General features: G+C 67.6%; 18 protein-coding genes and 1 tRNA gene. 13 read left to right on the plus strand and 6 right to left on the minus strand.

What is annotated here, in order from left to right:
- The 5 genes from RIC11_RS16170 to RIC11_RS16190 form a co-directional block, all read left to right on the plus strand.
- The coding region (locus RIC11_RS16170; RefSeq protein WP_350213147.1) for a PEP-CTERM sorting domain-containing protein at positions 1-205 on the plus strand (205 nt) is incomplete at its 5' end.
- Between the two features lie 103 nt (positions 206-308).
- Positions 309-1,409 (plus strand): DUF1559 family PulG-like putative transporter, encoded by a 1,101-nt coding sequence (locus RIC11_RS16175; protein WP_350213149.1) that lies wholly within the window; start codon positions 309-311, stop codon positions 1,407-1,409.
- 64 nt (positions 1,410-1,473) lie between these two features.
- Positions 1,474-1,932, plus strand: a complete 459-nt coding sequence (locus RIC11_RS16180) for a hypothetical protein (protein WP_350213151.1) — start codon at positions 1,474-1,476, stop codon at positions 1,930-1,932.
- A complete protein-coding gene (locus RIC11_RS16185) occupies positions 1,929-3,899 on the plus strand; it encodes a hypothetical protein (RefSeq protein ID WP_350213153.1) in 1,971 nt (656 codons plus the stop codon). Before RIC11_RS16180 ends, RIC11_RS16185 begins: the two co-directional genes overlap by 4 nt.
- Before the next feature lie 408 nt (positions 3,900-4,307).
- Positions 4,308-5,108, plus strand: coding sequence for a transglutaminase domain-containing protein (locus RIC11_RS16190; RefSeq protein ID WP_350213155.1), 801 nt, complete (start codon positions 4,308-4,310; stop codon positions 5,106-5,108).
- 75 nt (positions 5,109-5,183) lie between these two features.
- On the opposite strand, the gene RIC11_RS16195 is transcribed toward RIC11_RS16190, so the two are convergent.
- The gene (locus RIC11_RS16195) at positions 5,184-5,669 is read right to left on the minus strand and encodes a CBS domain-containing protein (protein ID WP_350213157.1); all 486 of its coding nucleotides are present in this window, start codon (positions 5,667-5,669) and stop codon (positions 5,184-5,186) included.
- Positions 5,670-5,671: 2 nt separating this feature from the next.
- Positions 5,672-6,139, minus strand: a complete 468-nt coding sequence (locus RIC11_RS16200; RefSeq protein ID WP_350213159.1) for a CBS domain-containing protein — start codon at positions 6,137-6,139, stop codon at positions 5,672-5,674.
- A gap of 629 nt (positions 6,140-6,768) precedes the next feature.
- Here RIC11_RS16200 and RIC11_RS16205 point away from each other — a divergent pair.
- The 3 genes from RIC11_RS16205 (at position 6,769) to RIC11_RS16215 (ending at position 8,347) form a co-directional block, all read left to right on the plus strand.
- Positions 6,769-7,296, plus strand: a complete 528-nt coding sequence (locus RIC11_RS16205) for a type 1 glutamine amidotransferase domain-containing protein (RefSeq protein ID WP_350213160.1) — start codon at positions 6,769-6,771, stop codon at positions 7,294-7,296.
- Between the two features lie 43 nt (positions 7,297-7,339).
- Entirely contained in the window at positions 7,340-7,894 is a 555-nt protein-coding gene (locus RIC11_RS16210; protein WP_350213162.1) for a DUF309 domain-containing protein, read from the plus strand.
- A gap of 264 nt (positions 7,895-8,158) precedes the next feature.
- On the plus strand, positions 8,159-8,347 hold the full coding sequence (locus RIC11_RS16215; protein ID WP_350213164.1) for a Lacal_2735 family protein: 189 nt from the start codon (positions 8,159-8,161) through the stop codon (positions 8,345-8,347).
- 369 nt (positions 8,348-8,716) lie between these two features.
- On the opposite strand, the gene RIC11_RS16220 is transcribed toward RIC11_RS16215, so the two are convergent.
- From RIC11_RS16220 to trpB, 3 genes are all read right to left on the minus strand, one after another.
- Positions 8,717-8,788: transfer RNA gene (locus RIC11_RS16220), tRNA-Gly, on the minus strand.
- Positions 8,789-8,844: 56 nt separating this feature from the next.
- On the minus strand, positions 8,845-9,063 hold the full coding sequence (locus RIC11_RS16225) for a hypothetical protein (protein WP_350213166.1): 219 nt from the start codon (positions 9,061-9,063) through the stop codon (positions 8,845-8,847).
- Positions 9,063-10,295 carry a tryptophan synthase subunit beta gene (gene trpB / locus RIC11_RS16230; RefSeq protein WP_350213168.1) on the minus strand — a complete coding sequence of 411 codons (1,233 nt, stop codon included), beginning with the start codon at positions 10,293-10,295 and terminating at the stop codon, positions 9,063-9,065. The genes RIC11_RS16225 and trpB overlap by 1 nt, the downstream gene beginning before the upstream one ends.
- A 252-nt stretch (positions 10,296-10,547) precedes the next feature.
- On the opposite strand from trpB, the gene RIC11_RS16235 reads away from it, so the two are divergent.
- From RIC11_RS16235 to RIC11_RS16245, 3 genes are all read left to right on the plus strand, one after another.
- The gene (locus RIC11_RS16235; RefSeq protein WP_350213170.1) at positions 10,548-11,357 is read left to right on the plus strand and encodes a hypothetical protein; all 810 of its coding nucleotides are present in this window, start codon (positions 10,548-10,550) and stop codon (positions 11,355-11,357) included.
- Between the two features lie 93 nt (positions 11,358-11,450).
- Positions 11,451-12,284: an Fpg/Nei family DNA glycosylase gene (locus tag RIC11_RS16240; RefSeq protein ID WP_350213172.1), complete on the plus strand. Its 834-nt coding sequence runs from the start codon at positions 11,451-11,453 to the stop codon at positions 12,282-12,284.
- A 241-nt stretch (positions 12,285-12,525) separates the two neighbouring features.
- A complete protein-coding gene (locus RIC11_RS16245; protein WP_350213174.1) occupies positions 12,526-13,560 on the plus strand; it encodes a DUF3500 domain-containing protein in 1,035 nt (344 codons plus the stop codon).
- 30 nt (positions 13,561-13,590) lie between these two features.
- Here RIC11_RS16245 and RIC11_RS16250 read toward each other — a convergent pair whose 3' ends face one another.
- Complete coding sequence (locus RIC11_RS16250; RefSeq protein ID WP_350213176.1) at positions 13,591-14,244, minus strand: NAD(P)H-hydrate epimerase; 654 nt, start codon at positions 14,242-14,244, stop codon at positions 13,591-13,593.
- Positions 14,245-14,556: 312 nt separating this feature from the next.
- On the opposite strand from RIC11_RS16250, the gene RIC11_RS16255 reads away from it, so the two are divergent.
- Together RIC11_RS16255 and RIC11_RS16260 are read left to right on the plus strand one after the other, a co-directional pair.
- A complete protein-coding gene (locus tag RIC11_RS16255) occupies positions 14,557-15,834 on the plus strand; it encodes a Gfo/Idh/MocA family protein (protein WP_350213178.1) in 1,278 nt (425 codons plus the stop codon).
- A gap of 302 nt (positions 15,835-16,136) precedes the next feature.
- Positions 16,137-17,810, plus strand: coding sequence for a metallophosphoesterase family protein (locus RIC11_RS16260; protein WP_350213180.1), 1,674 nt, complete (start codon positions 16,137-16,139; stop codon positions 17,808-17,810).
- The last annotated feature ends 8 nt before the right edge of the window (positions 17,811-17,818 follow it).

The raw sequence follows: 17,818 nt of genomic DNA on the forward strand, positions 1-17,818 counted from the left end.
CGGCGACGGCACGGTCGACGCGGCCGATTACACGGTGTGGCGCGACGGCCTCGGCACGACGTTCACCCAGGCCGATTACGACGTGTGGGCCGACAACTACGGCGCCTCGGCGTCGGGCGCCGCGTCGGTCCCAGAACCGGCAGCGCTCGGACTCGTGCTCTTGGCGTGCGGGTTGGTCGCCGGCCGACCGGCCCGGCGCCAATAACCGCCCCAGCGCCTAAAGAGCCGCTGGCGAACATGTAACGAGCGAGGAGCTTGTCACACGCTGCGAGTCGGCGGCCTTACCTTGTCTAAGGAGTTGTCACGTAATGCGACACCAGCCCCGCGGTTTCACGCTCGTCGAGCTGCTGGTCGTGATCGCGATCATCGGCATCCTTGTCGCGCTGCTGCTGCCGGCCGTCCAAGCGGCCCGCGAAGCGGCCCGCCGCGCGCAGTGCACGAGCAACCTGAAGAACGTGGCGCTCGCGGCGCTCAACCTCGAGTCGGCCCGCCGGCACCTGCCGCGAGGGAGGAACGGTTGCGATGGCGACCGGGAGTGCCGGCAGCGGCTCGCTCGCAACGGCCAAACGGAACGAAGCCCCGCGAGCGGGATGCTCTTGATCCTCCCCTACCTGGAGGAACAACCCCTCTTCGACCAGTTCACAGAGATGGTCGAGTGGAAGACCGACCCGTACCCCAACGATCAGGGATTCAACTTCGACGCGTGGATCGCGCAGCCCGGCCGCGAGAACTTGATGGAGCAGATCCCCGGGGTCTACCGGTGCTCGTCCGACTCTTCTCCGATCGTCGTTCCCGTTGACACGCCCGCCGCAAGCGCCAGTGCTGGCACCGGCGGTCAAGCCTGGTCACTCGCTAGCTACGCCCTCGTGGGCGGGAGTATCGGGGTGAGCCAGTTCAATCCGATGAAGTACCACAACGATGGCCTGTTCTACTACGGCGACGGCATCGAGATCCGCCGCGTATCCGACGGCATGTCAAAGACGCTCATGGTCGGCGAGAAACGAGGCCAGTACAGCGGCGCCGACGTCGATTTCTTGATTGCTAACGGACTCGAAAACCAGTTGAACCGGAATAACCACTGGCAAGTCGGGCTCGGCGGGCGCTGGGCGCTGGTGAACGCGGAAAGGACCGTCAATCACAACCTGTTAGCCGGGTTCAGCCCTCAGCTCGCCTCGGGGATCATCGATTTCATCAACAGCGAGCACCCCGGCGGAGCGATGGCCGCGTTCGGTGACGGCCGCGTCGAGTTGCTCAGCGAGAACATCGACCTCCAAGTTCATTGGGCGCTCGGCACGCGGCAAGGTCCGCAGGGGTGCCCGGGCGATCCGATTCCAGGTCCTAGCTACATCTACGGCCAATCGCCGGGTTGCGGGCTCGCTACCGACGAGAACCACGATTACCAAAACTAGGACCGGTACACACGACGTCTGGATTGCGGCGGCATTCGTTTGGAGGTCAACCTCGGTGTTGCGCTTGCGAATCTTGCTACTCTTAGTGGTCGTTGCTCCGCTCTTGGCGGGCTGTAGCGATGGCCGCCCGAAGCGCTACAAGGTGTCGGGCAAGGTGGTCATCGATGGCCAGCCGATGAAGGCGGGTCTCGTGCAAGTCCTGCCCGAAGGCAACCGGCCCGCCGCGGGCGCGGTCGCGGAGGATGGCACGTTTACGCTGGGATCCTACGAACTCAACGACGGCGTGGTGCCCGGCACCCACAAGGTGGCTGTCAACGGCGCCGAGCCGATGGGGCCCACGAAGACCAAGTGGTACGCCCCGCCGCAGTACCGATTCGCGAACTCCTCCGGCCTGACGATGACGGTCGAAGAGGACCGCGACGACGTGGTGATCGAGATCGACACCGGCGGCCCGAAGCCCTTCCAGCCGTTTATCGAGATCAAGGGCCGGGGCGGCGACGCCAGCAGCGACACGATCTTTTGAACGCCCTCGGCGAGCGACGCTTTGCCCGGCGGCGCCTTGGTCGGGCGTTCGCGGCGATCGCTGTTGCCGCCACGCTAGCCTGCGATCTGGCGGACGCCGCGTCGGCGAACGGCGATCGGCCGTCCCGGCTGTGGGTCACCGACGACGCGTGGCAAGCCAGGCGCCAAGCGGTCCTCGACTCGCCGCTCGCGGAGATGGTCGCCGACGCGCGGCGCGTGGTCGCCCAGACAGCCGACCTCCGCCCCGAGCCCACGCTCGCCCGCCTGCCCGAGAGCCGCGACGACACACTCTATCGGTTGCAGGCGCTCGTGGTGTGCGCGGCATTCGATCAGGACGAGCGCGCCGCTCGCGAGGCGCTCGCGTGGGTCGAGGGGCTCGCCGACGACCGGCGGGGTTCCGACCTGGGTCGGTCTCGATCGGCGCACCACGCGGCAATCGCTTACGCGTTCTGCGCCGAGCACTGGTCGGGCGAAGAGCGGCGGCGGTGCGGGGCGAAGCTTTATGGGTTGGCCGAGTCGCTGGCGCGGATCGGCCGCGGCAACCCCGACAACCCGTTCAACAACTGGTGGGGCGTCACGCATTCGGCGCGCGGGCTGGCGATGCTCGCGGCGGGGCAAACCCACCCGGACGCGTTGGCCGAGGCCCGGCTCGAAGCCGAGCGCGTGGCCTCCTACCTGACCAACTACGGCGACCAAGGGCACTACTACGAAGGCACCGGCTACGGGCTTTACAGCTTCTCGTTCTGGGGGCCGCTGCTGCTCGCGTGGGAGGAATCGCTCGGGGTCGACCTGGCCCGCCACTCGCCCGGCGCGCGACGCATCGGCGCCTGCCTGCACGTGCTGACAGCCCCTCCCTCGGACGACGGCGCCGCGCCCGCGCGGCGGGTCTTCTGGAACGACGACGGCGACGGCTTCCCCAGCCCGGCCATCGCTTGCCTGCTGCCGGCCGTGGCGCCCGAGCCACAGCGGCCGTGGCTGTTGGCGGCGAACCAGCGGGTCCTCGGCCCCTCCAATGCCTGGGGCGTCGAACGCGGCGGGCACGGCCACGCGATGTGGCCCCTGCTCTACGCCCCCGTTGAACCGCTCGATAACTCGTACGGCGAAGGGGCGCCGCTCACGCTGTACGACGCCCGCACGGGATTGGCCGTGTTCCGCAACCGGTGGCGCGACGCCGACGACACGATCGTCGCCGCCTACGCGAAGTCCTATCACGGCGGCGGACACAACCATTCCGACGCCGGCAGCCTGCGCGTGCTCGGCCTCGGCGAGAGCTGGCTGCACGCGGGCGGCCAAGCGAAGCCCGACGCGTGCTACCAGAACGTGCCGCTGCGCAACGGGGTGCAGACGCCGGCCGAGGGGCCGAGAGACCGGACCGGCAAGGTGAGCTATTACACCGCCGGCCCGCGTGGGGGGAGCGTCTCGATCGACCTGGGCGACGTGTACGGCGTGCCGCGATGCCGGCGCCACGTGTCCGTGCGGTTCGACCCGACGCCCGGCGCCGCCGCGGTCGTGGCCGTGTGGGACGAGATCATCGACCCGGACGACGCGGCCGAGTGGGCGTGGCCGCTCTGCTACGCGGACGACCTCTCGTTCAGCCACAATCCCGAGGAGGGGTTCTCGCTGCGATCTCCCGATGGCGACAAGCTCACGGCCCACATCGGCGCTCCGACGCGGCATGCGATCCACGACCTCGTGGGCCAGACATCGGAGCGAACTTTCTCAGAGGGGTCCAGGCAGACTTACCCGGCCCGCCGCTACGTTCGGGTCGACGCCGAGCGCGCCGGCGAGCGTTTTTTCGTCGTGATGCTGATCGGCGAGGACCGGCCCGCCGTGCGCTTCGAGGGCGAGGCCGACGACACGCGGGCCTTCATCGGCGAGCGGTGGGTCGTCCGCTTAGACCGCTCGAAATGGTATCAGGGACCGCTGCGCGTGCTCGCCGCGCCCGAACAAGCGGCCAGCTACCGCTAGGAGGTGACCGCCGCCGAGCCGGCGCCGACGAGCCGAGCGGAGGTCGTTTCGGAGAGATCGCCCCGCGCAGATTCGACGTCGCGGGCGAAGCCGGCGTTCTTTTTGAGCCAGCGGTGGGGCGTTCGCCCGCCCACGCCTTCGGTACGCGCCGCCTTTCTGACCGAGGCGCCCGACGCCGACGCGAGGGTCGCCGCGTCGCGCCCTATCGCGTTGCCGGAGCCCGCCATTGCAAGCCTAACCGGGAGAGTGGCTTGCAGAGGTGGGCGTTATACCGCTTACTTGGTTCTCCGGTTGCTTGGCCAGCCGCGGTACTTCAGCGGACGGACCGAGACCGGCGACCCGGCGTCCTGGCGAATTTCGGCTTCGGCCCGAGGGCGCGGCTGCCCAACCTGCTTCGAGCGATTCCTCATGTGGCTCCGGGCCTCTTGCACACTCGACTTCAGCATCCCGGTTGCGACGCCGTTTCTACTGATGCTGCGGCCCCGCAGCGGCGCGCAGCAGTGGGTTGCCCGTGAGCAGTACGTGCTCATTCCCAGCGTCCCGGCGGTCGAGTTTACCGACTTATTCGGCAACCTCTGCCAACGGCTAGTGGCGCCCGCCGGCCCGTTCTCGGTGCACACTTCCGCCGACATCGACGCCGCCGAGTCCGCCGACACCGCGCCGGGCGCCTGGTTCGTTGCTGTTGAGAACCTCCCCGAGGTCGTCCTCCCGTTTCTGCTCCCCAGCCGCTACTGCGAGTCGGACCGCTTCGCCCGGCTGGCGGCGTCGATCACGGCCGGGTACGCGCCCGGTTATGACCAGTGCGTCGCGATCGTCGCCTACGTCCGGCGGACCCTCGTTTACTCGCCGGGCAGCGGGCAGCAGATCATTAGCGCTGCTGAGGCGAACCAGCGGAGCGAGGCGGTCTGCCGCGATATGGCCCATTTGGGAATCGCGTTGTGCCGCGCGTTGTCGATCCCCGCTCGGTTAGTTGTTGGCTACCTCGAAGGCCTGCAGCCGATGGACTTTCACGCTTGGTTCGAGGCGTTCGTGGCGGGGCGGTGGTACACGTTCGACCCGACCCAACGCGACCTGCTGGGGGGCCGGGTCGCGATCGCTTACGGCCGCGACGCGGCCGACGTAGCGATCTACACGCAGTTTGGCGACCCCGTCGAGCCGCCAATCATGCGGGTTAGCGTCTCGCGACTCGACGGGGCGCCCTCGTGGTGACTCCGGCGGCGGAGGTCGCGCCGGATTGACCGCTCCCGCTGTGCTTCGAGACGCCAAGCCGCATGTGGTCGCCCGTCAGGTCGTCTCGTAGACGCTCTGTAAGAAGCCGGTCACGCGGTGGGGGCTGACGACGCCGACCACGCTGCCGTCGAGCGTCAGCACCGGCACGTGGCGGTGGCCGCTCACCGCGATCACAGCGAGCGCCGCGCCGGTCGAATCGGTCTCGTAGACGAACACCGGATCGGGCGTCATCACGGTGCTGATCGGCTGGTCCTTCACGCTGTCGTACTCGAGCGCCACCCGGTCGAGCACGTCGCGATCGGTAAACACGCCGAGGAGCTTGTCGCCGTCGGCCACGAGCAGGCAAGCCACGTGCAGCCTCGAAAGCAGCTCCACCGCGGCGGAGATCGGCGTGTCGGGCGAAACGCTCGCGAACGGCTGCGCCTGGATCGCGGTCACGGGCTCCTCGGACAACGCCTGCTCCAACGCGTCGGCGTAGGTCTCGCTGTAATCGCTCAGCGGGTCCTCGAAGTCGGGCTTCTTGTCTTCGGGCTGACCCATGCTCAGGCGCCTTCTCTTTGGCTCGGGGGAGGGCTGCCGACGCGTTGCACCATCACCTGCTGCGGGAAGTGGTCCGCGATGAACTCCATCAGGCCCTTCTGCCCCGTGAGGCCCACGACCTTGCCATCGTCGTCGACCACGCACACGAACCGAGTGTTCGAACGCTGCATCGCCTCGAGCACCCGCGCCACGGGGTCGGTCGGCCGCACGCAGTGGCACTGCTCCGCCATCCGGGCGCGCAGCTTGTCCCGCAGGCCGGAAGGGTCGCTGGCCACCAGGCGGCTGAGCATGTTCTCGGTGAACAGGCCGACCGGGCGCCGTTCATCGTCCACGACGATCACGCAACCGAGCTTCCGATCTCGCATCCGAGAGACGGCTTCGCTGATCGCTTCGTCGGGCAGGCACAGCACCGGGTCGCGCAGCGCAAGCCGCGACACAGGCTCGTTGGACAGGCTGTCTTTGAGTCGCATCGGCGACGCCTTGGGGATTGCCTGGCAGGCGGCGGTATCTCTCCGGATAGCTGCCTTCTATTGGACGCCGGCAGCCCGAAGCTCGCAAGATGCAGGCACTTGTCGGCAGCCGCTCAGGTTACGGCGTCCGTCGAGTTGCGGGCTTTTGTGGCCACCTCGCGCGATGTGCGGTTGTCCCGACCACGGGGGGGACGCCTCCCCGGCGATGGCGTGCTAGCAGGGCCAGGCGATGCGTTACGCACGTCGGTCCAAACCGATCGAGGTCGCAGACTTATGCGCGCTGAGCAGTGTCGGTCCTCGGCATTTGAGCCAGCGCGGCGGCCGCCGGGACCCCCCACGGTAGGGAGGCTCGGCGGTCAACGCGTCGGACACGTCGGCGGGTAACCGCTACGGTTTGTTCGTGGTGTTGGTAGGCCATCATCATCTGTGCCGGCGTGACGCTCGAGCGAGACCGACCAGCGCCGAGGTAGTCCGGGCCGACGGGGTCGGCTTGTGGGCGTCGTGCCGTTTACTCAAGCTGGGGCGTCGTCGGTTCGATGGCGACCGGCGTAAGATTGCCGCGTGCCGCTTCTGGCCACGGCCGAGAAAGCGTGAGGGTCCCGCCATTTTTTTGAAAACGGGGGAAGCCAATGAGCACACCGCTCCACGGCAAGAGAGTCCTGGTGCTCGCCGGCGACATCTACGAGGACCTCGAACTCTGGTATCCGAAGCTCCGCCTCATCGAAGCGGGCGCGGAGGTCGTCGTGGCCGGTCCGGAAGCCGGCGCTACCTATCAGGGCAAGAACGGCTACCCGTGCGTTTCCGATGCGGCGATCGCCGACGTTGCGGCCGCGGCATTCGACGGCCTTGTCGTGCCGGGCGGTTTCATGCCAGACAAGCTGCGGCGGGACACTCGCGTTCTGCAGCTCGTCCGCGACTTCAACGCCGCCGGGAAGTTAATCGCGGCGGTGTGTCACGGCGGTTGGATCCCGATTTCGGCGGGTGTCTATGACGGGGTCCGCGTTACCGGCTCACCCGGCATTAAGGACGACTTGGTGAACGCTGGCGCTCGATGGGAGGACGCGCCGGTGGTTGTCGATCGTCACTTCGTTTCCAGCCGCAAGCCCGACGACTTGCCCGACTTCTGTCGCGGGATCCTCGAAGTGCTCTCGGCCTGACGGCGGAGAGCGGCGGTGCCGGCTGTAGGCTCAGGGGTTCGAAATGGACGAGGCCTTCCGTCCGGGTCAAGCGGTAGAAGCTCGGCCGCGGCTCACCGAAGCGTGTTTCCCGAGTTATTCCTACGTGCCCGGCTTGCGCGCGCACCCGGTGACCGACGCAGCCGCACACACCGTCGGCGCCGTCCCAGGCGTCCCGCCTCCGTTGTGTCCGAAGCGTTGGTCGGAGAACAGAACGTATCTCTACGCGATCGACCTCTTTAACCACGGGTACTACTGGGAGGCGCACGAGGCCTGGGAATCGCTGTGGCACGCCGCCGGACGGCGAGGCCGAACGGCCGATTGGCTGAAAGGGCTGATCAAGCTCACCGCCACGGCGGTCAAGCTTCGGGAGGGGAACGCGGTCGGGGTCCGCCGTCACGCGCGTCGGGCGAGTGAGCTCCTGAGAAGCGTGTGCCCCAACGGCGGCCGATTCGCCGGGCTCGAATCCGCGCCCATCGTGGATTTCCTGGAGCGGCTGTCCGTGACCTCCGCGCCGCTTGTCGCCGATCCAGACAAGTTGCTGCCAGTGGTTCTGATGCCGGCGCTAGAGACGGGCTAACGAGCGACCTAGGGAGCCCCGTAATCACAGCACGACGCGCTAGCCCTGATGGGTAAGCCACCGCAACCGTTGGTTCCGCTGCCCGAACGCTGCCTATCGACTCCTGGTGTCCTGGCGTGGATTGGCCGCCGCAGTGGGCGGCGCTCTCACGTGTGCCGCGGCGGCAAGGGTAGTCCACTCGACGTCACGCACGATTTGCGGTGGTCAGACCGAGGGAGGCCGCTACCGTACAACAGATCGTGTCAGCTCCCGGAGTAGAAGCTCGTGTTCGGATTCTTTGGTAACAAGAAGGCGAAACTGGAACACCGGTACAACCGGCTGATGGAAGAAGCCTACAGGTTGTCCCACACCGACCGAAAAGCCAGCGACCAAAAGCACGCGGAAGCAGCCCAGGTGATGGAGCAAATCGAAGCGCTGGAGCGAGACAAAACGCAGGGAAAGTCGCCCGCCTGAATCGTATTCGTAACGGTCCAAGACCCGCCACGGGCGTGCCGTGTAGCAGGCGGTTCGGGCGATTGTGGACGCCAGCCTCGAAAGCGCGGGGAAGATTGTCGCCCTGGCCCGCTATTGTTGAGCAATGCGATTGCCCAGGCCCGGGTAATGATCGAATCCGGCGATCGTCACGATGGCCTGCCACTAGCCCGGTAATTTTGGGGTGCCCGGTGCTTGCGGCACTTCGGCAGCGACTTGGTAAGCGACGGCACCTTGGCGGCTTCTGCAGGCCGCAAAATGGTACGTACCGTTTTGGCTCCCGAAGAAACGCCGCACTGCCGTCCGCCGGCAGGTAACGCAAGTCGCGATTCGGCAAGGATTTCCGTCGAAAGCGGGCGAAGGGGATCGAACCCTCGACATCCAGCTTGGGAAGCTAGCGCTCTACCACTGAGCTACGCCCGCATCGCTTCAAGATTAGCTCCCGCGTGGCTCGGAAAGCAAGCGGCACGCCGGGGGAATTAGGCGGCTCGGCGGGCGGCTAGCAGGCGATACCCGATCACGGTCGCGACGGCCACGAGGATGGCCAGCAGTGGCCACTCGGGCGCGGCGAGGCGCGTTAGTGTCGCGGCGACCATGGCCGTCACCGCGGCCCGCGCGGCCGGCAGTCTCCAGATCGCTACGCCTGTTAGCGTGACGACGACGATTAGCAGAACGAGCAGTTCCCCCGCGCTGACCATCAGCCGTAGCTCACGCCTTTCAGGCGCGCGATCTCCATGGCGTCTTTGTCGCCGCGGCCGCTGAGGCAGACGACGATCGCCTGGTCCTTCGGACGTTCAGCGGCGAGTTCCATCGCCATCGCGACCGCGTGGGCCGTCTCGAGGGCGGGCATGATGCCCTCGCTCGACGCGCACGCGTCGAAGGCTTCCATGGCGGTGGTGTCGCGGCAGCTGGTGTAGCGGACGCGGCCGGCGTCTTTCCAATAGCTGTGCTCGGGGCCGACGCCGGGGTAGTCGAGGCCGGCGGACATGCTGTGCACGTCGCAGGTTTGGCCGTCGTCGTCCTGCATGACGTAGCTGAAGCTCCCGTGCAGCACGCCCGGCTGGCCGTAGGTGAGCGGGCTCGCGTGGTCGCCCGGCTTGTCGGAGCGTCCGCCCGCTTCGACACCGATCAGCTCGACCTCGGCGTGTTCGACGAACGGGTAGAACATGCCAGCCGCGTTGGAGCCGCCCCCCACGCAGGCGACGACCGCATCGGGCAGTCGGCCCATCCGGTCTCGGCACTGCACAATCGTTTCCGAGCCTATGACCGACTGGTAGTCACGCACGATCCGCGGGAACGGGTGCGGGCCGACGACCGAGCCGAGGATGTAGTGGGTCGTGTCGACCGAGGCCATCCAGTCGCGCATCGCCTCGTTGATCGCGTCGCGGAGGGTGCGCGAGCCGCTGGTGACCGGACGCACCTCGGCGCCGAGCAGCTTCATCGCGAACACGTTGGGCGACTGCCGGCGGATATCCTCCTCGCCCATGTAGACGACGCACGGCAAGCCGAAGTGCGCGCACGCGGTGGCCGTGGCCACGCCGTGCTGGCCGGCGCCCGTTTCGGCGATGACACGCGTCTTGCCCATGCGTTGGGTCAATAGGCACTGGCCGAGCGTGTTGTTGATCTTGTGCGCGCCGGTGTGGTTGGTGTCCTCGCGCTTGAACCAGATCTGCGCGCCGCCGCACCGCTCGCTGAGCCGGCGGGCGTGGTACAGCGGGGAGGGCCGGCCGACGAAGTCGCGCCAGAGCTCGGCCAGCTCGTTCTGGAACGCCTGGTCGGTGCGGGACTTCTCGTACTCGACGGCGAGCTCCTCGAGCGCGCGGACGAGGGTCTCGGGCACGTAGCGGCCGCCGAACTGCCCGAACCGGCCCGCGGCGTCGGGCAGGGCGGGGCTGGCAGCGGGGGTCGGCTCTTGGGCGGTGGTGCTCATCCGGACGATTGTCCTCTGGCGGGGCGGTTAGGATCAAGCGTGCAGGGGGCTAACCGCGGGGGCGCCGGGGGCGCCACGAGGATTCACCGTGGAGGACGCGGAGGGGGGATGGACCCGAGTGAACCAGACCGGCCCGTGTCTTTGCCAGCTCAGGTGTCGCGCATCGCGTCGGCGGTTTGGGCCAAGGCTTACCCTCGACGCGCCGTGTGGGCGCCAGCGGTGGGCTTAGCGGTTTACCTCGCTCTCCCTTACTTGGCGACGCGCGTCGCTGAAGCTTCGGCGCTGGGGTTCGGTCGACTGTCAATCTCGCAGTTCTTGTGGGGCGTTCAAACGACGGCCTTTGTCCTTGCTGGGCTTGGGGTCGCGCTGTGCACCGGCAGGGCCTACAAACGCTGGGCGGTGGGCGCGGCGATCGTAATGGCCTTCATGGCGGCGCAAATCTTCGCCACAAGAGCCAACGCGGCGTACTGGCTCGCTGGTGTTGCCGGGGTGCTCTGGCTCTGGGCGAGTTGGCTGGTCGTGGGCTTTGTGTTGAGGAGCTTTGGCTACGGACTCTTCGCTCGCCAGCCATCGCGACTGGATCGCCTACGGTCCCACGCGGCCGATCTCTTGCTGCTGACGGCCGCGATTGCCGGGGCGCTCGGAGCGAGCAATGCGCTCTACGTATCGCTCGAGTCTGATCCGGCGGCGCAGGTGATCGAAGTTGATCCGACCTCCGAACTCTTCATTTTGGTACTTCTTGCGACGCTAGAAACCGTGCCGCTCTTGCCAGTTCTTCTGGCAGCCTTCCGCCGCGGCGAGCCTAGCCCAAAACTGCTTGTGGTCTCGGCGTTTCTGTCGTTCGTTCTCCTCTGCATCGCTGACGCCGCGCGCCTTTTGCTCGTTGGGGCACTCTATAATAGCGCCCAACTTCGCACCCTCGTGTGGTCGCACGCGCCGATTGCGAACGCCGCCTATCACCTGGGGCAGGTCCTCGGGCTAATAGGCATGGCTTCGTCGCTTAGCTGGGCCGGCTATCGTGTTCGAAGAGCATCTGACGGACCACCCGCTCGGGCTCACTGAACGGCGGTTTCGTTGACTGAACGTTGAGTCGCGGACCGCAGAGGCCGCAGCCCCCTCTGCGTCCTCCGCGCCTCCGCGGTTACCCTCACTCCCATGCCCGAGCTCCCCGAAGTCGAGACGATGCGCCGCGGCGTGGCCGGTGCGGCCGGCGCGCAAGTGATCGACGTCGCCAAGCTGCCTTGCCCTCGGAAGCCGATTGGCCTGGCGCCGCGGATCGACGGACTCCGGCGCCGCGCGGTGGGGCGCGACGTGGCGGCCGTCGAGCGGGTCGGCAAGCGGGTCTCGCTCCGGCTTTGTTCGGGCGACCGGCTCGTCTTCGAGCCGAGGATGACCGGCCTGGTCGGCGCCGGCGACTCGCCCGACCCGCTGTACCTGCGTGTGCAGATCGAGTTGGTGGGCGCGTTGCCGCGGGTTTGGTTCTGGGACCGGCGCGGGTTGGGAAAGGTTCGGCTCTATTCGGCCGACGAATACGCCGACGCGTTCTCCGATGAGAAATTCGGGCCCGACGGGCTGGTCGTGTCGGCCCAAGAGCTCCGCGCGCGGCTCGGCGCGAGCCGCCGAGCGATCAAGGTCGCGCTGCTCGACCAGCGGGCCGTCGCCGGGATCGGCAATATCTACGCTGCGGAGATCCTCCACACGGCCGGTGTGCACCCGGCCGCGCGGTGCGACCGGCTCTCACGCAAGCAGTGGGAGCGGATCGCCGACGGCGCGCGATCGGTTCTGGAAGAGGCGATCCGCTACGAGGGCTCGTCGCTAGGCGACGGCACCTACCGCAACAAGCTCAACCAGGACGGCGGCTACCAGCTCCACCACCGCGTGTACGGCCGCGCCGGCCAGCCGTGCCCGCGTTGCGACGTGGCCGTGGAGCGGATCGTGCAGGCGCAGCGATCGACCTTCTACTGCCCGGGATGCCAGCGGCGGCGCTGAGAAGCCTGCCGCAGAAGAGAACCGCCACGTCGCCACGGGCGCCACGGCCGCCAAGACCTTGGCTCGCGCCGCGGGATGCCTCTGTGGCCCGTGCCTTGAGGGCCCAATGCTAGCGCGGTCCTGATTGAAGCGAAACCTCGCGGCCGGCGGCGGACCGGAGATCTCCCCGACCGCCCCGCGCGGCGCGGTTTTGGTATAAAACCGGCGTCGTCCTCTTCTCGCCGTTCTAGGGAGCCCCGCTATGTCGCTGTCGGCCAATCGTCGTAAGTTTCTTGCCGCTTCGGCGGCCGGCGCGGGGCTCGCGCTGCTGCCCGGCAGCGGGAAGGTTTGGGCGACGCCCGCCGCTGGTTCATCGGCCTCGCGGCCCGAATCGCTCGTGAAGCTGCTCTACGAGTCGCTCACGCCGGGTCAGCGCGAGAAGATCTGCTTCGCGTGGGACCACACCGACGACCGCACGGGGGGCGCGCCGCTGCGGCGGCACGTGTCGGCGAACTGGGACATCACCGACGAGTATGTCGTGGATGACTTTTACTCGGGCGAGCAGAAGGAGTTGATCCGGGCGATCTACGAAGGCACGTACAACCCCGAATGGGTCGAGCGGGTCGACCGCCAGCTCGACGACGACGCGGGGGGCTACGGCGAGCAGAACTCGATCGCGATCTTCGGCGAACCCGGGACGGGCAAGTTCGAGTTTGTCATGACCGGCCGCCACATGACGGTCCGATGCGACGGCAACACCACGCCGCACTTCGCTTTTGGCGGGCCGATCTTCTACGGCCACGCGGCCGAGGCGTTCGACGAGGAGGCCCACCACCCGGGCAACGTTTATTGGCCGCAGGCGGTCGCCGCCAACGAGCTCTATCAGATGCTCGACGGCGAGCAGCAGCAAGCGGCCCTCGTGCGAGACGGCATGCCGGGCGAGCGGCGGATCAACTTCGGCGCGCTCCAACACAAGCAAGGCATACCGGTCGCGCAGCTCTCGGCCGACCAGCAAGAGCACCTCCGCGGCGTGCTCTCGAAGCTCGTCGAACCGTACCGCCAAACCGATCGCGACGAGGCCTTCGAGTGCTTGGTGGGCCAGCAAGCCGACGGCAAGACCGGGCTCGCCGCGTGCCACCTGGCGTACTACCAGGAGGGCGACATCGGCGGCGATGGCGTGTGGGACAACTGGCGTGTCGAGGGGCCTTCGTTCGTGTGGCACTACCGCGGAGCGCCGCACGTGCACGTGTGGGTCAACGTGGCGGACGACCCGGCGGCCCAGATCACGACCGGCTGAGTCACCGACACGCATCGCGCAGCGGGTGCGTCACGCCGAGTCGCGAGGCACGCCGATGTCGACCACGTGGACTTCGCCAACGAACGGCCGGGCCGACTCCGCGGAGAATCCCTTTTTCTCGGCGACCATCGTAACCGTGTGGTCGGCGCGGAAGGTCGGCGCGAAGGGCTTGCCGGTGTCGCAGTCGAGGCCGCTCGGCAGATCGATCGCCAAGCGCCGCGCGGGTTGATCGTTCGCCCAGTCGATCAGGGTGTCGTAAGGTGGCCGGGGATCACCGCTTGCGCCAGTCCCGAGCAGTGCGTCGACGATCCATACCGCGCCGTCGGCCATCGCGTCGAGTTCTTCGAGGAACAGGAGGTCGTGCACGCCGGTGAGGTCGAGCAGTGTCGCGCCGCAGGGGGTCAGCGCGTGGAACATGGCCTCCGGGTCACCGCTGAGGTCGCCGGGCGATGCGGCCAGGGCGACTTTTACCCGGTGGCCCCTCACGCGGAGGTGACGCGCCACCGCGAAGCCATCTCCGCCGTTGTTGCCTTTGCCGGCCAGCACCACGACCGGCCCCCCCACGCCCAGGCGTTCGAGCACGTCGACGCATCCGCGCCCGGCGTTCTCCATCAGGAGCAGGCTGGGCAGTCCGAACCGCTGAACGGCCTTGCCGTCGAACTCGCGTAGCTGGTCACGGGTCATGGGCGATGAGAGCGTCGCGTTCGATGAGGGGAGCGGATCGAGCCCCGACGCGGGGCCGGCGTCGGGCCTGGCTGCGCCCAAAGGCGGCGGGTAAGGATATCTAAACCGAGGCCGGCTACTGGGTCGAGCGCAACCGCTTTGCGTGTTATTCTGCCTACTTAGGCACTCTTCTACAAAAGGGACGCGCTCGTCTGGCTGCTGGAATGTTTGTCCAGAACCGACCGATTCCAACAACGCGGCGGGCTCAACCGGACCGACGCCCGGGGCGACCCGATTTATCTCTTATCTCCGCAACGCACCGCAGGACCCGACATGTCGAGTAATCGCCGAAACCTGTTGCAGCCGCGTCGTGAGTTTTTGAAACAAGCGGCGGCCGCTGGCGTGGTCGCCGGGGCCGGCCTGTCGAGGGCTTGGTCCGCTAGCCCCAACGAGCGGATCGGCGTGGCTTGTGTCGGCTTGGGGGGGATGGGTTCCGGTCACCTGCGTTGGCTCTCTGCGCAGCCATGGGCGAGGGTCGCGGGGCTGGCGGATGTCGATGCGGGTCACTTGGAGGGGGGGCGGCTTATCGCTCCCGATGCTGCGGCCGAGAAGGACTTCCGCGAGATCGTCGGCCGCGACGATGTCGACGTGGTGTTCGTCGCCACGCCCGATCACTGGCACGCTCTCGCAACCGTCGCAGCGGCGGAGCACGGGAAGCACATCTACTGCGAGAAGCCGCTGGCCAACTCGGTCGGCGAAGGGCGCGCCATCGTTGATGCGGTGAACAAGGCGGGCGTCGTCTTGCAGACCGGTTCCCACGAGCGGTCGAACCCGGGGGCGTCGGTTGCGAAGCGTCTGTACGAGGAGGGTCGGCTGGGCGAGGTGCGCGAAGTCGAGATCCACCTGCCTAATTCGGACGACCACTTGCAGCAGGTGGAGAACTTCACCAGCCCGCCCCCCGACACGGACCCGCCGTCGGAACTCGATTGGGACTTCTGGCTCGGACACACGCCCAAGGCCGCGTACAACGAGAAGCGGTGCCACTTTTGGTGGCGCTTCCACAGCAACTACGGCGGCGGCGAGATCACCGACCGCGGCGCCCACGTGATCGATCTGGCGCACATGATCCTCGGGCTGGACGATTCGGGACCGATCCGCGTTTCCGCCAGCGGCAGCCCCCCCAAGGGAGACTTCTTTGACGCGTTCATCACATTCGACTTCGAAATGGAGTACCCGGGCGGTCTGCGGATGGTCGGCGGGAACACCGGCCCGCGTGGGCTGAAGCTGAAGGGGACCGACGGCGAGCTCTTCATCGCGGTGCACGGCTGCGAGCTGACGGCGACCCCCCAGTCGATCCTCGACGGCGTCGAGTTGCCGCAAGTCGACGCCTACGACGTCCACCGCAACGATTTCTTCCAGGCCGTTCGCACCGGAGGCCGGCCGGTGGCTCACGCCGAGGCGGGGCACCGCACCGCCACGGCCTGCCACCTCAACAACGTCGCGATGCGCGTGGGCCGCGCCTTCGACTGGGACCCGTCGACCGAGAGGTCGGGCGACCCCGAGGTGAACGATCGGTTGATGCCCACCATGCGCGAGCCCTGGACGCTGTAGGCCGACGCGCCGGGGTTTCTGGCAGTGCTGCGCCTACGCCCTCCCACAAAATGGGTCCTTCCGGTCTCTCCGTGGGCAACCTCGGACAAGTGGGGATTCGGACCTCAACGCGGACAACAACAACGGGTGGGGCGGCCCCCTGTTGTCGAGTCCGAGCCGAGGGAATTACACCCACGGAAAACCTGGATGGACGACATGATGGCGATCGAGTGCTGCGGCGGACGCGGCCGTGTCGGATGGCGGCCGTTTTCATCGAGTCGTTTGAATCTGCAATAAACAGATCGTTCGAGGAGCCAAGGTCGATGCCCATAGCGGCTGGTTGGTTTGCTGCGAGGGCAGCGGCCCTTTGTTGCGTCGGCGCGGCGTGCTTCGGGCAAGACGATCGCGGCGAGCCGTCGGTCGTCGCGCCGTTCACGCGGCTCGACACGATTTGCGTTAACGACTGGTGGAACCGGCCCAGGTCGGAAATCATCGACGTGCGCCCGCCCCGCGACGAGGTTGTCGCGTTCGGCCTCTACACCGTCTCCGAGGGGACGCTCAAGCTCAGCGCCCAGCTCTTTCCGCTCTACCCGAACGAAACCCGCACCGTGCGGCTCGAGGTCGACCACGGCCGGGGGTGGGAAGAGATCGGCACGGCAGAGGTGAACGATCTGGGTTGGTCGGCCCTTTTCCGCATCGATGGGTGGGACGACTCACAGAGCGTGCCCTACCGGATCCGGCACGGCGAGTCGGCGATGTTCGAGGGCGTTGTCCGAAAGAACCCGAAAGCTTCGGACACGTTCAGCGTCGCTGTGCTGTCGTGCAACTCGCGGAAGGACCGGGGCCGCCGGCCCGAGTACGTGCGCAACCTCCGCGCGCACAACCCCGACCTGCTCTTCTTCGCCGGCGACCAGTCCTACGACCACCGCGAGCACACGGCCGCTTGGCTGTCGTTCGGCCTCCAGTTCCGCGACGTGCTACGGGACCGGCCGTGCGTGACGATCCCCGACGACCACGACATCGGCCAGCCGAACCTGTGGGGCGAGGGGGGCAAGCTGTCGCGCCGCGGCGACGGGGCCGATGGGGGCTACATGTTTCACCCCGAGTACGTGAGGATGGTCGAGCGCTGTCAGACCGCGCACCTGCCGGACCCGGTGGATCCCGAGCCGATAAGCCGCGGCCTCGGCGTCTATTTCACGCGGCTGCTATGGGGCGGAGTTGACTTCGCCATCGTGGAAGACCGGAAGTTCAAGTCGGGGCCAGCGGGCAAGCTCCCGGAATACGGGCCCCGGCCCGACCACGTCGCCACGCCCGACTACGACCCTCGGGCGCTCGACGCGCCGGGGCTCACGCTTCTGGGTGAGCGGCAGCTCGAGTTCCTGCGTGGATGGGCCCAGGACCATCGGAGCGGCGGTCCGAAGGTCTTGCTCTCGCAGACCGTCTTTTGCGGCGGTCCTCACCTGCACGGTTCGAACGACAACCGCCTGTACGCCGACATGGACTCCAATGGCTGGCCCCAGACCGGTCGCGACAAAGCGGTGGGCCTGTTGGTCGACGCGGGCGCGGTGCACCTGGCCGGCGACCAGCACATCGCGATGCTCCTAGAGTACGGCTTGCCCGACCGCGGGGGCGCGGCCTGGGCGATGGCCTCGCCGGCGATCGTCAACACGATCTACGGCCGCTGGTGGGCGCCGCTGGAGGAGTCGCGCCGGGGCCAGCCCATCGAGGGCGCCGAGTTAGCAGAAACTGGGTCGTTCGTCGACGGCTTTGGCAACCCGATCACGATGCACGCGTACGCCAACCCCGAGTCGCAGGACCGCGGGGCGGGGTACGGGCTGGTCCGGTTCAACAAGGCGGATGGCGCCGCGACCTTCGAGTGTTGGCCGCGAACCGCCGACGTCACCTCGCCCGACGCGGAGCAGTTCGCCGGATGGCCCAAGACCGTGCCCCTCGACGAGACGGCCTCGAAGACTCGGCCCGGCTCGACCCCGCACTGAAGCACGCC

It is taken from the genome of Botrimarina sp. (assembly GCF_040219535.1).
In the GTDB taxonomy this organism is placed as follows: domain Bacteria; phylum Planctomycetota; class Planctomycetia; order Pirellulales; family Lacipirellulaceae; genus Botrimarina.